We start from the raw sequence: 14,523 nt of genomic DNA on the forward strand, positions 1-14,523 counted from the left end.
GGGCTGCCGGTTCCAGGGCGGGTGTGGGGAGGCGTGAGCGGATTCCATCGGGCTCCGCCGAAGCCCACTGAACCAGCGGCCGCGCCCCGCAGGCAGTCACGCTTGTGAGGGGTAACGGCAGGGACCCCCTCGGGCCGGGGGCATGCGCGGGCTCCGCAAAGCATGACGCCGGTAAGGCGGCCGGAAGGCGCGCGGAGGTGACTCAGGTGCGGCACGGCTGCCAAGGCATGCTGACGGGTCGAGGAACACGACGCTGTGGCTGGGGCGGGAACCCTGCAGAACGGGCCGTACCCGGTGTCAGTGCTCCCTGTCGGACTGCGCGGCGGCCCTGGCCTGGTTCTGGGTGGCTGCCCAGCTGGCCAGGAGCTGCAAAGCGTCGGCGGTCGGCGTACCGGGATCGGCGCTGTAGACGGTGATGGACAGTCCGTCGTCGCCGGGTAGGTCGAGACTCTCGTGGACCAGTTCCAGATCGCCCACCACCGGGTGCCGGAACCGCTTGGTTCCCTCGGTGTAGACGTGCACGTCGTGCGCGCCCCACAGGGTGCGGAACGTGTCGCTGCGGGTGGACAGCTCACCGATCAGGTCCTGCAGCTCGCGGTCGTAGGGATTTCTGGCGGCCTCGACCCGCAGCACCCCCACTCCGTCGCGGGCCACACGTTCCCAGTCGCGGTAGAACAGGGTCGCCCGCGGGTCGAGGAAGACGAACCGGCAGGGATTGGCCGGCTCCTGCTCGAACGCCTGGCAGTGCAGGGCGCGGGCGAGGGGGTTGGCCGCCAGGATGTCCATGCGGTTGTTGCGCACGTAGGCCGGCTGGTCGTGCAGGCCCTCGATGATGCGCAGCACGCTGGGCCGGACGGTGGCCTTCTTGGGCCGGCGCCGTACACGGGGAGGGCTGGCGTTGGCCGCACGGGCGAGATCGTACAAGTGTTCCCGCTCGGTTTCATCGAGCCGCAGGGTCTGCGCAAGCGCGTCCAGGACGCTGTCGGAGACCCCGCCAAGGTTGCCGCGCTCCAGGCGCGTGTAGTACTCGACGCTCACCCCGGCGAGCATCGCCACCTCGCCGCGGCGGAGGCCGGGCACCCGCCGCTGCCCGTACACCGGCAGTCCCGCCTGCTCAGGTTTGATCTTGTCGCGGCGGGACTTCAGGAATGCGCTGACTTCGGCCCGATTGTCCATGATTCCAGCGTAGGGAGACGGGGCGGCCGGTGGGGGTCCCTGTCAGTACCCCCCACAGGAGGGACTCCGGGTCGGCCGGTACCGGAACCGATTTGGGTGCCGTCGGTCTTGGAGCATCGCGCTCTCTCGGACTTCACAGGGATGTCTTCATCATCTCGACTCGCGGGTTGGAAGAGTCGTCCGGGAGGCTCGCATCCGCGAGGCGGCTGCGGTTGGCGGCCCAGACGGCGAGGCCGGCGATGGTGACGGCCAGGGAGGTGGTCGTGATCGCCGTCCAGCCGCCGAGCGTCCAGAGGGGGCCGGCGGCGGCCGATCCGATGGCGCCGCCGAGGAAGTTGCTGACGACGAGACCCGTGTTCAGCCGGCTGGGCGCCGAGCCGGGCAGGGCGTACAGCCGGGTCTGACTCAGTACGAGGACGTTCTGAGTGGCAATGTCGAGCACGATGACGACGACGATCAGCGCGATGATCGAGCTGCGCGCGGCCCAGGCGGCAACCAGGGACAGCCCCAGCAGTGCGAGTGCGGCACCGGTGGCGGGTACGGACCAGCCGCGGTCGTGCAGTGCGCCGGCGCGCCGTGCGGCGAGGGCGCCGGCCAGGCCGGCCAGGCCCAGCAGGCCGATCTGGCCGGCCGAGTAGGAGAACGGTGCGGCCGTCAGCAGGTAGGTCGTCGATGTCCAGAACATCGAGAACACGGTGAAGGCCGCGGCGGAGAGGATCAGGGTCGGGGGTGCGGCGCGATAGCGCGCCACGGTGGTGAAGACCGATCCCAGCAGGCGCGGGTAGGGCACGGGTTCGCGTGGTTCGAGGGGCGGGATGACCGCGCGGAGCACGGCGGCGAGGGTGATCGCCGCCGCGGCGGCGATGACGTATATGGCCCGCCAGCTGAGGAGGTCGGCGACGAGACCGCTGATCGTGCGGGAGAGCAGGATGCCGATCAGGATGCCGGAGGCGACGGCGCCGACGACTCGTCCGCGCCGCTCGGGTTCGGCGAGTTCGCTGGCCAGCGGCACCAGCAGCTGCGCGCCGACGGTCGTCAGTCCTACGCCGCCGAGCGCCGCGAGGAGCAGCGGGAATGTCGGGGCCAGGGCGGCGCCCAGGAGCATCGCGGCGGACAGGGCCAGGACGAGGGGAATGAGGCGGCGGCGGTTGAGGACATCACCGAGGGGCACGAGGAGGAAGATGCCGAGCGCGTAGCCGACCTGGGTGACGGTCACCAGTGTCGCGGCGCTCGATGACGGGACGTCGAGGGAGGAGGCGATGATCTCGATCAGGGGCTGGGCCCAGTAGAGGTTGCCGACGGCCAGGCCGGCGGCTATCGCGAAGATGAGCGTGCGCGCCGGAGTCATCCGGCGGTCGGGCACGGAGGGCACAAGAGGTCCTTTCATACAACGGGGCGGCGCTGCACCATGGCGCCGCCGGGTCCTGGCGGGAGGGCGGGGTGTGTGCCCGGCCGCGATCGCGGGGCGGGGGTGCGGGAAGGCGGGGACCTTCCCGCACTTTTGCGAGCCACGGACTGTGGAATCAGGCTTCGATTGCCGTGATTGCGTTGGTGCCGGGGTCAACGCCGAGTGATGAGGCGTTACTTGCGCACGATCGCGAGGTTGAAGTCGTACGTGCCCAGCGCGGCCGAGAGTTCGAAGAGCAGTCGCGCGTACATCTCCGTGCCGCGCGCGCCACGGATGCCGCCGAGGTCGATGATCGCCTCGTCGGGCCAGCCGAACCCGTTCAGCAGGCTCTTGACGGTTGCCTTGGCATCACCGTCGTCACCTGCGACGAAGACATTGTGCTGGCCGGGGATCCGGCTCGGGTCGACCATGGTGTCGGCCAGCATGGTGTTCAGCGACTTCACCACCCGGGCCTCCGGGAAGGCACGTTGGATCTGCTCGCCGAGGCTGTCGGTGTTCGCCACCGCCAGCAGCGGCGGCATCCCCTCCGACATGTCCAGAGGCAGCGCGACGTCGAGGATCACCTTCCCAGCCAGGTTGGCGGAGCCCGCCGCCTCAAGTGCGGCCAGGGAGACGGTACCCGGGGTGGCGTTGACGACAACTTCGCCGTGCGCGCCCGCGTCGGAGAACGACACGAGCTGCACTGCATGGTGAGCCTGGTGCCACTGGGCGAAGGGAACGTTGCCCAGCCAGTCGGGCTCCGTGCGCGCAAGGGTCTGCTCCACATCGCGCGTACCGATCACCACGTCGTGACCGAGCGTGCTCAGCCGGTCGGCGATGGCGCGGCCGACCATGCCCGTGCCCAGAACTGCGATCTTCATACGATTTCCTTCAGGTCAATGCCGTCGGCCGGTGGCCTGTGGCGGTGTGCGTAAAAGGAGTCGTGCCAGGGCCCGTTGCGGCCGAGTCCCAATGGACTTCATCGGCGGGCAACCTGCGGCACTTCACACCCGGGGTACGGTGCCGGTCGGGCGGTGGCCCCGCACGCAGCACAGACGCTGGGTGCGAGGTGGTCATCCGTTCCTGCCGGCCCCACTGACCATGGGACGGGAAACAGCCGCGACGTGGGAGTCCCCGCTGTGAGGGGTAATGGCAGAAACCCCCAGCTCCCGCGAGAACGCAACGGTGCTCGACCACGCTCCTCGGTCTCGAGGATGTCGTGGTGGTGTCCAGCCGCACCCGTTACTCGATCAGCGGGTCTGTGATCGCCGGCGGATCAAGTGCGTGCGGTTACGGGCGCACCAGCACCTTCAGCCGGCTGCGGTCGTCCATCGCCTTGTAGGCGTCGGCGACGTCGTCGAGGGCGACTTCGGCGTCGAACACCTTGCCCGGGTCGATACGGCCTTCCAGCACGTCAGGGATGGTCTGCTCGATATAGGCGCGGACCGGGGCGGGCCCGCCGGCAAGGCGGGCGTTCTTCCCGAACAGGGAGCCGAAGCCGATCGGGGCCTCCTCGTACTGCGGCACGCCGACGCGGGAGATGATCCCGCCCGGGCGTAGGACGCCGTACGCCTGCTCGTAGGCGGGCATCAGCCCGACGGCCTCCAGCACGACGTGGGAGCCTTCGCCACCGGTGAGGTCCTGGACCCTTGCGATGCCTTCCTCGCCGCGCTCGGCGACGATGTCGGTGGCTCCCCACTCGCGGCCCAGGTCGGTACGGGACGTGTGCCGTCCCATAAGGATGATCTTTTCGGCTCCCATGCGCTTGGCCGCCAGGACCGCGGACAGGCCCACAGCGCCGTCACCGATCACGGTGACGGTCTTGCCCGGCGCGACCTGACCCATATACGCGGCGTGGTAGCCGGTGAGGTACACATCGCTCAGGGTCAGCAGGGAGGGAAGCAGAGCTGCGTCGACATCGGCGGGGATCTTCACGAGGGTGCCGGCGGCCTGCGGGACGCGGATGGCCTCGGCCTGGGCGCCGCCCACGTCACCGGCCGCGTACCAGCCGCCGTTGGGGCAGGCGGTGTGGAAGCCGTCCCGGCAGATGGGGCAGGTGTTGTCGGCCCAAGAGAAGGGGGAGATCACCGCGTCGCCGGGCTTGAGTCCGGTGACGTCGGAGCCGGTCTCCTCCACCACGCCGAGGAACTCGTGTCCCATCGGGACGCCGTGCTCGGTCTTGTCCATGGAGTGATAGGGGTGCAGGTCGGAGCCGCAGACGCAGGCCAGGGTGACGCGGACGATGGCATCGGTGGGCTCGACGATCCGCGGGTCGGGGACGTTCTCGACCCGGACGTCGCCGGGCCCGTACATGTAGGTGGCGCGCATGGGTTGGTGCCTTTCGGACGAATGGTGCGTGCTCCCGGACCGGCGAGGGGACGCAGTGGCGGGAAGCCGGATCGAAGGGTGGCCGGAAGAGGAGTGCCGTGCCTCGTACAGGAGGCCGTCGGCCGGTAACGGTCAGCGGTGCTTGATGCCGCTCCGGGTGGGCTACGTGACGGGGACGTCGCCGAGGGGCTGGTCGACGGCCGTGGCCAGGATGTAGGGGTTGCGGGTGTGGGCCGAGAAGATCTCGCCCCAGGTCTCGGCGGCTTCCTGCCCGTAGACGTTGACGTGTGCCCGGTCAGCGCCGGCGGGCTGCCGGTTCCAGGGCGGGGTTGATGTAGCTGGTGTCGGCCGGGTTGATGACCGTGCCGGGGGTGACGATCTCGTCGATGCGGTCCAGGACCGCCGGGTCCAGGACCACGTCGGCCGCGGGCAGCTGCGTCTCCAGGTGCTCCAGCGTGCGCGGACCGATGAGGACCGAGACGACCGCGGGGTGGTTGAGGGCGAAGGCGATGGCCATCTCGATCAGTGTCATCCCGTTGTCCTCGGCGAGGTGGGCGAGAGCTTCGGTCGCCTCCAGCTTGCGCTGGTTGACCGGCAGGGACATGTCGAAGCGGTCGGCGAGGCGCTGCCGCGCGGGCGAGGGGGTGGGCAGGTCGGCGTCCTGGCGCCAGCGGCCGGAGAGCCAGCCGCCGGCGAGCGGGCTGTAGGTGATCACGCCCATGCCGTGCCGGGCCGCGGTGGGCAGGACGTCGGCCTCGATCCCGCGGACCAGCATGGAGTACGGCGCCTGCTCGCACACGAACCGCTCCAGCCGCCGGTCGTGGGCGGTCCACTGGGCTTCGACGATCTGGCTGCCGGGGAAGGTGGACGATCCGATGTAGCGCACCTTGCCCTGGCGCACCAGGTCCGTCAGCGCGCCCAGCGTTTCCTCGATATCGGTGTCGGGCGAGGGCCGGTGCACCTGGTAGAGGTCGATGTAGTCGGTGCCCAGCCGGCGCAGCGAGTCCTCGACGGCCCGCATGATCCAGCGCCGGGAGTTGCCGCGCTGGTTGGGGTCGCCCCCCATCGGGTGGTGGAACTTGGTGGCCAGGACGAGGTCGTCACGGCGGTCCTTGATCGCCCGTCCGACGATCTCCTCGGACTCGCCCTGGGAGTAGACGTCGGCGGTGTCGATGAAGTTGATGCCGGCGTCCAGGGCGCGGTGGATGATCCGGGTGGACTCGTCGTGGTCGGGGTTGCCCCACGGGCCGAACATCATCGCGCCCAGGCACATCTTGCTGACGGACAGGCCGGTACGGCCGAGCAGACGGTGTTCCACGATCGTCTCCAAGGGTCGGATACGGGTTGAACGGAGCCGTTCAGGCCCCGCCAACATCCACGAAATCAGCAGCCGCGCCCCGCAGACAGTCACGCTTGTGAGGGGTAACAACAGGGACCCCCTCGCACCGAGATCGTGGGTGGATACACGGCAAAAGGGGGTAAAGGTCTGTTCAGCCGCAGGCGCGGAAGACGGACGTATCGAGCGCAACAGCGGCCTGGGCGACCATGCGGGATGACGACGGCATCCAGCTCCCACGGGCCGGAAGGTCGGGCTGCGGCCAGGAGACGAGCGCCGGGACGGGTGATTTGGCGCCGGCGCGCGGTGCCGGCTTGCACCCCGTCCTGTGGTGAGCGGCGGCCCAGCTCGCCATGAGCTTGAGGGCCCCTGGACAATTCACCCGGCGTCGGACACCGGGCGATGGCCAGGGGCTGGCCCCGCAGTCCTGGTGTCAGGGTGTGTGCGTGCCGGTCAGTTCGAAGTCGGCGCGGGCGGACTCGACTCCGTTGATCTGCAGGGAGATCGCGTGCTGTCCGGGGTGGTAGCGGCGAGTGGTGATCGGCCGGAACGAGTGCTCTCGCTCTACCAGGATCCGTTCGCCCGGAGCGAGGGTGCGGGTGGTGAGTTTGAACGTCTTGCCGCTCTGGCCGCCGTTGGCCTTCTGGTGGTGCACGATGTAGTCGATCGCCAGGCGCGCCTGGGCGTCACCGGTGTTGCGGATCGAGGCGGTGAAACGGACGCTGCCGCCGAACGGGACGGTGTGGTGGTCCAGATGAGGTCCGTCGACCTCCAGTGCCGCGGGGGCGAAGCCGAGCAGGTCCAGTGCTTCGGGGTGGCCACGCTTGACGAGGGTGCGCAGCCCGTGGCGCACGAGGCGTTCCGTAGCCGCGTCGGGGTCGTCCAGCCAGCGGCGGGCTGTGCCGATGACGAGGTCGGGGTGGTCACGGCTGAGGTCGTTGAGATGGTTGGCGACCGAGCGGCGCACGTATGGGCTCTCGTCCCCGTAGAGGGCGTCCAAGAGAGGCAGCGTTGCTCGGGGACGGGCCATGATGTCCGGCACCCGTGTCGCCCAGGGCAGGTAGGGGCGGGTGCCTTCGGAGGCGAGCCTGCGTACATGGACATCGGCCGAGTCGGTCCAGGTCCTGATGATGCCAAGCGCCCGGTCGAGGTCGTGCCGCAGCAGAGTCCTGATGGCGAACTCCGAGGTCAGACGCCCGGTGAGGTCGGCGAGCAGCGCCATAGCGTCGTCGAAGGCGGCGGTGCTGCCTTCCTGGACCGCGCGGGTGGCGAGAGCGCTGGTGACCGGCCAGATCAGCCATCCGGTGAAGTCGGGGGCGTCGTCCCGGGCGGCGCGTACGGTCCGGGCCAGTGCGGCGTAGTCGCCCGGCAGGTCCGCAAGCAGGGCATCCCGCAGCAGGTCGGCGCGTTCCCTCAGGGACAGTGGGGCGATCTGCCGTGGTGCCGCGCGCAGTGATGCGAGGTCGGCGTCGGGAGCAGCCGCCTGGACGGCGCGTAGAAGGATGTCAGCGGTGTGGCGGCCGATGAGCTCGTCGGCGGATGGCATACGGTCGATTCCCTCACGTGAATGGTGCAGCGCAGGGGGTGAGCTGTCCGTCGGCGCTGTCGTGGTCGATGGCGGCATGGACGGGCGCGTGAGCCCGCATACGGCGATACCGGCAGCACCGGCACGTCCCTGTCCCACAGCACAGGCGGTCCGCCGGCAGCCAACGGTGCCTTTGAGGAGATCCGTCGTCGTCGGGGTGAGCGCGGTCAGGTCGGCGAAGAGCATCACCTGCCGCGCGGTGAGGTCGTCACGCGGCCGTGGGAAGCGGACGGGGTGACCGAGAGCTTCCACAGCTCCGCAGCCTTCGTCACCGGGCTGAACCCGATGAACCGGCGCCGCTCCACCGCTGCACTGCCCGGGCGGCAAGGTGTAACCCCAAGCCGTGCCCAGGCGTGCGGAGGAGGAAGCCCTTCATCGGCGCAGCGGTCGGCAGGCGACGCTACGGGACGTCAGACTTCTTGCTCAGAAAAGCAGGACGAGACGCCCACGCACGCCGCCGGCTTCCAGGAGGCGGTGTGCCTCGGCCGCCTGCTCGAAGGGGAAGGTTGCGGCGACGCGAAGACTGAGGACGCCCGACTCGGCCTGGTCGCGAAGCGCCTCCATGGCGGCCGTGTCCTGGAGCCGGTCGGTGACCCACACAGGGTTCCAGCGCACGCCGCGGTCGGTGCTGCCGGTGAACCCCCGGAAGGTCACGATGCTCCCGCCGTCGCGCACCGCCGGCGCCACCGCGTCGTCCATCCCCGCCGCGTCGATGACTGCGTCCACGCCGTCGGGAAACAGTTCGCGGACCCGTCCGGCGAAGCCGTCGCCGCGCTCAAGCACGTGGTCGGCGCCGAATCCGGTGACGAGATCCCGGTCCTTCTCGGCCGCGTCGGCGACCACCGTCAGTCCCTCGGCCTTGGCCAGTTCCACGGCGTACCCGCCGACCGCACCCGCCGCGCCCGGCGCCAGTTGGAGGGCGTCCAACCCCGTCCGCGCGGTCAGCGCGTTCATCAGCAGAGTCGACGCCGCGGTCAGGTCGGCCCCCTTCGGAGCTCGCACCACCGTTTTCTCATCGACCACCACGTACTCCGCCTGCACTCCCCGCCCGGCAAGGTACGGGTTCAGCATGGCGATCGCCTCGGTGCCCACCGCCAGCTCGGGCCGCACCCCCTCGCCGACCTCGTCGATCACCCCGGCCGCGTCCCACCCCACCACGTACACCTCCGCCTGAGGGAACACCTCGGGAAAGAACTGCTTCAGGTATCCGCTGCGCAGGCCGACATCCGACGGGTTCACACCCGCTGCCGCCACCTTGATCCGTACCTGCCCCGGACCGGCATGCGGCTCCGGCAGCTCCAGCACCCGCATCTCCTCCGGACCACCGCACTCGGTGAAACCAACAGCTCTCACGACGCCACCTCACGATTTCTTGCACTCTTCTCGCCCGGGTCGGTCCCGGGCTCGCAGATTCACCCTAGGAGCCGACCCGGTCAGAAATTGTCCTGGTCAGGCAGGCCATGGGATGTGGCCGCATGGCGGCGAGGGAGCGTGAGCGCGTCGCCGCCGGTCGGTGCGGCGGCGGACACCACGGCAGCGGTCGTACGAAGGGCTCTCTCTGGGAAGAGCACAGCCTGGACCGTCTTGCTTGCCACAGCAGGAAACGCGCCGCCGACACGATCCCGCATTTGCGTCGCTGGCCTACGGCAGAGGAAATGCGGTGTCACGTGAGCTGACGGTCGGCAGCTTCCCCGTACTACTCCGCCTGCTCGCCGCCCCGTCGAGGTGGCAAGCCGTCCGGGGTGAGGGCGTCGAGCTGGGAGCGGAGGCGGGTGCGCAACACGGTGCGCAGTTCGTCGGGGGCGACCACGGTGAGCGGCACGGCCAGTGCGAGGAGGCGGGTGGCGAGTTCGTCCAGGGTGCTGCCGCCGAGGGTGACGCGGGTGGCATCCGGCCCGGCGCTCTCGTGGATGCCCGACCCGGGTGGGACCAGCCGCTGTGCCTCCTCCAGCGGCACCGGCAGCATCACCGTCGCGTACAGCGGGTAGTCACTGGTCAGCATGTCGGCGACCATGCGCGCGGCATCCGGTGGATTCTCGATCCGGACCGGCTGCCCGGTGGGCCGGGCTTCCACCACGCGGTCTGCTCGGAAGGTCCGCCACTGCCCGCGCTCGACGTCGAGCGCGACCAGATACCAGCGGTTGCGGGTCCGGACAAGCCGGTAGGGATCAGCCGTGCGGCTGGTGCGGCGCCCCGCGCGGTCGCAGTACACCATCTGCAGTCGGTTGCGGTGACGGCAGGCGTCGGCCAGCTCGAGCAGTACATCGGACGACACCGGATCGCCTGGCCCCTGAGGGGTGTGCACGACGGAGTCGGCGAACGCGCTGAGCCGGTCGGCCACCCGGCGCGGCAGTATCCGCTGAAGTTTGAACAACGCCGACAGTGCCGCCTGGTCGCTGCCCAGCACTCCACGCAGGGCGGTTTCCCGCAGCGCGACCGCCACGGCCAGAGCCTCGTCGTCGTCCAGGTTCAACGGCGGGACGGTGCTGCCCGGGGCCATGCGGTAACCGCCCCATGGCCCCGGATCGGATTCGACTCCGTAGCCGAGTTCCCGCAGCCGGGCCACGTCCCGCCGCACGGTGCGCTCGTTGACCTCCATGCGTTCGGCAAGCTCGCGGTTGGTCCACGACGGCCGTTGGGACAGCAAGGACAACAACCGCAACAGCCGCACCGGGGTACTCGACACACCGGGACTGTAAAGGATGACCAGGCCGAAGGCCGTGGACGAGCGGCTGATCGACGGGTTGGTGAGCGGGCCCGGGCCTTTGGGGGCAGCTGCAGTGATGACGCTCGTCGGCCTTGTGATGGAGGCTGGCGCCCGCACGGTCCTGACGCTCGTTTGACGCTCCGAGGCCCGACGATCCGCCCGAAGGACCCGAGAAACTGCAATTGACCTGGCATTTCTTCGTCTCTCGCATGACGCGATGTACGCAGAGATCTACTACGGCCGGCGCCGCCACGACATTCCCAAGCACATGGGGCGCGAGGTCCTCGTCAAGCGTCGCCGCAAACTCTCGCTGTGGCCCTTCGGTCGTTGACGATGGCCTGGCAGCTCGGCTTGGGGTCTGCCAAGCAGCAGATCCCTGACCGTGGGAGCGCGCTGATCCTCGTCCGGTTGTCTGGGCCAAGGTCCCGCGATTCACCGGCGCCGTTGGTGAGTCCTGGGGGTTGACCATGACCCGCGCACCCAGGACTACTACGAACGCCGCATCAAGGAGGGCAAGACCCGGCGCGACATCGTCCGATGCCTCAAACGCTACGCTGCCCGAGAGGTCTTCCAGCTGATCAGGGCCATACAGCCATGCCCCCCCTCATAGGGGCAGTGTGATGCGTGAGGACCCCCGTCGGCTTGCTCAGACGGGGGTGCTGCGTAGATGGGGACGTGATACGACGCCCCGCTGGCTTGCTCCAGTGGGACGTCGTCGTGCGGTTGGTCGAGAGGGATAGGGGCTTGTACTGGGGGCGCCGTTGTACTCCGGCTCGCCGCTCTCGAGTACTGGGAGGAGCGAGGCGGTGACGACGCGGGCGGTGCGGCCTATCGGCAGCACGCGACAGGGGAATTCCCCGCGGCGAACAAGGTCGTAGCTCTTCGATCTCGACAAGCCGAACGCTTGGGCGGCGTCCTCGACGCTCGCGGTCCTATTCCAGGTGGCGCGGATGTGCTCGGGGCTGAACGGGCCGTGATGCGTTTCGCTGCTCTGGCTGGGCATTCCTGTCAACAGTGCCTTTCCGGTTTGATTGCTTCCCGGGCAGCGGGGAAGCGGGGAGACGTGGTGGACTGCCAATAGTCCAAGGAATCACCGGTCGACAAGATCGCTGCTGGCGGTATCGAGCCAACTTCGCAGGACCCGGCGCCTGTCGACGGCATGCCCGTGCTGCGGACCGAGCTGCTCAGCGTCCGGCCGTCCTGCCGGCCCTGAGGAACTGTGGTGCGGTCACCGTGGGTCCAGCTATGTGCCTGGTCTCACGGTGATGTGAAGTAGCCGTTGCTGAACGCCTCGTGCTGCAATTGGCTGTGACGCTGGGCGGGCCGTCGGGCGGGTGGCGCGTCAGGGGCCGTAGGGGCTCCAGTGCCCGAGGAAGGGCTTCAGGTCGTCGGCTCGCGGCTCGGGGATGTCGGGCAACTGGGGCGGAGTTTCCAGGGGGTCGAGACGCTCCACGGTGTCCGCTGCCCAGCTGATCCATGCTTCGGCTTCGGTTCTCGCCTTCCCCGGTGGCATGGCCTCGATTCGCGTGCGCACGGCGCTCACATATTCGGTCAGTCGGGTGGCGTGGCGCCATGCCGCTTCCTGGGCTTCGAGGTGCCTGACGCGGTACGCCTCCGCGTACCGGACGCGAGCCCCCTCCATGGCAGCTTCCCAGCGGACGCGCTTCTGGCGTGCCGCTTCGATCTCGTCGAGACAGTCTGCGTTCTGCGGCTTCGCCGCGGAGGGCGACCTCCTGCGCGATCTCTGCGAGCTGCTCTTCGAGGGAGCGTCCGAGAGTGTCGGCCCATTCGCTCGCCCGGTGCGGTTGGCCACCGCTAAGGACGAAGCGGAGACGCTCGGACGGGGTGTAGTCGAAGCGGGGGATCCTGACCCAGGAGTACTTCTTCGCCTCGGTGAGTTCCTTCTCGGTGGCGACGTGCTCCGTCCGGTCCTGCTCCTGGAGGACGAGGAACCCCACGGTCTGTCCCTGCGCGGTGATGGTGAAGTGGGGGGATGCCCTGCGCCGGCGATGAGACGGGGGTGCGAAGCCAGTCTGTCCTGCCGAACTGGAGTGTCCGTCGTTCTCGGCGGCGGCGATCAGCGCCTGGATGAGTCGGAGAGCACGCCCTTGGACGGGCTTGGTCAGGCCCAGCGGCTGACGTTCGTTCTGCATGGCCCGGACCACGGGGTGCGGCCGCACGAGCCGCGAGGGCACGGGGACGGGTTCGAGGACGGCAAGACGCCAGGCGGGGATGTCGACGAGCTTGATCTCGTACCCGCCACGGCACCAGCCCCCGTACAGCTCCTTCGTCTCCGGGATCCTTCCGGACCTGCGAGCAGCGGCGATACGGGACGGCCAATTTACGGAATCCGGCCCGCTTCCGTTCTTGACGATCCGGCCGCCCGCCTCCGCGAGCTCTTGCAGCAGCTGCTCCGTGAACGTCACGCGAGGCTGCGGGGGAGAGCTTGGCTTTCGCACGGAGGCCGGAGTTTCCTGCGCGCGGTTAGACGGGGGTTGCGGAGTGGCGGCCTGGGTCTTCTGCGAGCGTGAACCGCGGGGAGGGTACGTGCCGTGCGCCAGATAGTGCTGGCCGACGCTTGTCAGGGCGACACTCCACTGCCCGCCCTTCTGGGAGATCGTGACCAGGCCCCGGTTCTGCAGTGCCTGGCAAGTGGTCTTGTAGGAGCTGGTCTCCCAGACGCCGGCAGGGCACCCGGCTCCCACCCACTGCAACACCGAGAGCTGCCGCTCATTGACCCGTCGTTTCAATGACCCGCCTTCGACTCGAGGTTGACGTACCACCGCGGCATGTTGTCAGTTCCGTTTGTCAGCGACGGGTGGTTCGAAACAATTCGCTCGAACGAGCGGGGGCTGAAGTCGACCGTGTCTACGCGGCGATGGCGCGCAACACTGACCGGTGCGCGGTGGAGTCTCTGCCGAAGGGAGCGATGAGCCGCCACTGTACGGGCGAACTGGGTGCCCGTGCGGGCGGCGATCTTCGCTGTTGCCGTCAGCTCGGCCTCCGTGAGCTGCTGGCGAGTCAGCCCGGTCCCTGCGGTCGCAGCTTTCAGCCACTGAGCTTCGCGCGCAAGCGTTCGTTCTCCTTCTCCAGGGTCTTAACGCGTCGTTCGAGGTCGGCTCGTGTCGGTTTCTTCGGGGGCGGCGGAGGTGGAGGTTCTGTTGCTTCCGGTGGCTCGCAACGCAGTCCGATGGGTTCGAAGGCCACGATTGTTTGCCGGTCTTCCCCGCACTCAGAGCATCGCCTGCCGTATGACCCGGCGGAGATGGGGTCGGTGTACGTGTAGTGCGCCTCGGTCTCGATGATGTGGCCGCAGTACAACCGGACACGCCACCGCATGATCTCGTGGTCTGCCTTCTTGAAGGACTGCATCAGCTTCGCGACATTCTCGAACGCCTGGCGGCGACGCTCCGCCCTCGCCGGGTCTGCCCGGCATTTGGCGTTGTCCTCCTCGACCTGACGCCGAACCGACTCGCTGATCTCCTCGCTCTGCTTCTGACAGCGGTGGTCCCTGCGGGTGAGTTCATATTCTTCCAACGGAACGCCACTGCTCCGGTATTCGACTTCGCGCATGAACGCCAGCGTAGAAGCGGTGTCCACGCGGCCATGGAGAAGAATGGTCTTGTCAACCAACTTGCGGATTCTGCCCATGAGTGACCGCAGGGGTGCGTACTGGCCCAGGGGGTTGGCCTCCATAGAGTCGTGGTTGGTTGATCGGATTCGTGGTCGCAGGGGTCGCTGCAGGCTATGTCGCGTATGCTCCGAGGCCAGCGGCCTATGCCCGTGCGGTGCAGCGACGGGCGGCTGCGGCGAGGGTGTCGGAGGGACGCAGGTGACGCACGCCTTACGGGATTCTTGATGAGGCGTTAGGGGTGGCGAAGATGACCAGGGAGCTTCTGACGTTTTTGCTCAGTGAGGTCTTTCAGCGTTGCCGCTCCAGGGTGAGGACCGCTGCGGCGATTGACGTCATTCGATTTGGGCTGCACCGCGCTCTGCGGAAGATC

General features: G+C 68.7%; 10 protein-coding genes and 1 pseudogene. All 11 read right to left on the reverse strand.

Annotated elements, in window-relative coordinates; translation table 11 throughout:
* Positions 1 to 297: 297 nt before the first annotated feature.
* Positions 298 to 1,176, reverse strand: coding sequence for a helix-turn-helix transcriptional regulator (locus ACFVJQ_RS24940; protein WP_385515273.1), 879 nt, complete (start codon positions 1,174 to 1,176; stop codon positions 298 to 300).
* 133 nt (positions 1,177 to 1,309) lie between these two features.
* Positions 1,310 to 2,548, reverse strand: a complete 1,239-nt coding sequence (locus ACFVJQ_RS24945) for an MFS transporter (protein ID WP_385515272.1) — start codon at positions 2,546 to 2,548, stop codon at positions 1,310 to 1,312.
* Between the two features lie 209 nt (positions 2,549 to 2,757).
* Positions 2,758 to 3,444, reverse strand: a complete 687-nt coding sequence (locus tag ACFVJQ_RS24950) for an NADPH-dependent F420 reductase (RefSeq protein WP_385515271.1) — start codon at positions 3,442 to 3,444, stop codon at positions 2,758 to 2,760.
* 409 nt (positions 3,445 to 3,853) lie between these two features.
* Positions 3,854 to 4,891: a zinc-dependent alcohol dehydrogenase family protein gene (locus tag ACFVJQ_RS24955; RefSeq protein ID WP_385787002.1), complete on the reverse strand. Its 1,038-nt coding sequence runs from the start codon at positions 4,889 to 4,891 to the stop codon at positions 3,854 to 3,856.
* A 295-nt stretch (positions 4,892 to 5,186) separates the two neighbouring features.
* Positions 5,187 to 6,209: an aldo/keto reductase gene (locus ACFVJQ_RS24960; RefSeq protein ID WP_385515269.1), complete on the reverse strand. Its 1,023-nt coding sequence runs from the start codon at positions 6,207 to 6,209 to the stop codon at positions 5,187 to 5,189.
* Positions 6,210 to 6,660: 451 nt separating this feature from the next.
* Positions 6,661 to 7,773, reverse strand: a complete 1,113-nt coding sequence (locus tag ACFVJQ_RS24965) for a DNA alkylation repair protein (protein WP_385515268.1) — start codon at positions 7,771 to 7,773, stop codon at positions 6,661 to 6,663.
* A gap of 462 nt (positions 7,774 to 8,235) precedes the next feature.
* A complete protein-coding gene (locus tag ACFVJQ_RS24970; RefSeq protein WP_385787006.1) occupies positions 8,236 to 9,165 on the reverse strand; it encodes an NADP-dependent oxidoreductase in 930 nt (309 codons plus the stop codon).
* A 343-nt stretch (positions 9,166 to 9,508) separates the two neighbouring features.
* Entirely contained in the window at positions 9,509 to 10,498 is a 990-nt protein-coding gene (locus tag ACFVJQ_RS24975; RefSeq protein WP_385515266.1) for a helix-turn-helix transcriptional regulator, read from the reverse strand.
* Positions 10,499 to 11,861: 1,363 nt separating this feature from the next.
* Positions 11,862 to 12,161: a hypothetical protein gene (locus ACFVJQ_RS24980; RefSeq protein ID WP_385787010.1), complete on the reverse strand. Its 300-nt coding sequence runs from the start codon at positions 12,159 to 12,161 to the stop codon at positions 11,862 to 11,864.
* Positions 12,162 to 13,567: 1,406 nt separating this feature from the next.
* Entirely contained in the window at positions 13,568 to 14,152 is a 585-nt protein-coding gene (locus tag ACFVJQ_RS24985) for a hypothetical protein (RefSeq protein WP_385515264.1), read from the reverse strand.
* A gap of 289 nt (positions 14,153 to 14,441) precedes the next feature.
* Positions 14,442 to 14,523 (reverse strand): annotated as a pseudogene (locus ACFVJQ_RS24990) (IS5/IS1182 family transposase); the annotation flags it as partial.

This window comes from Streptomyces sp. NPDC127197 (assembly GCF_042672405.1).
In the GTDB taxonomy this organism is placed as follows: Bacteria; Actinomycetota; Actinomycetes; order Streptomycetales; family Streptomycetaceae; genus Streptomyces; species Streptomyces flavusporus.

Bases quoted from the DNA above. Each gene is read 5' to 3' on its own strand.
- ACFVJQ_RS24965 (WP_385515268.1), bottom strand. From the start codon at position 7,773: ATGCCATCCGCCGACGAGCTCATCGGCCGCCACACCGCTGACATCCTT.
- ACFVJQ_RS24950 (WP_385515271.1), bottom strand. From the start codon at position 3,444: ATGAAGATCGCAGTTCTGGGCACGGGCATGGTCGGCCGCGCCATCGCC.
- ACFVJQ_RS24980 (WP_385787010.1), bottom strand. From the start codon at position 12,161: ATGGAGGGGGCTCGCGTCCGGTACGCGGAGGCGTACCGCGTCAGGCAC.
- ACFVJQ_RS24955 (WP_385787002.1), bottom strand. From the start codon at position 4,891: ATGCGCGCCACCTACATGTACGGGCCCGGCGACGTCCGGGTCGAGAAC.
- ACFVJQ_RS24940 (WP_385515273.1), bottom strand. From the start codon at position 1,176: ATGGACAATCGGGCCGAAGTCAGCGCATTCCTGAAGTCCCGCCGCGAC.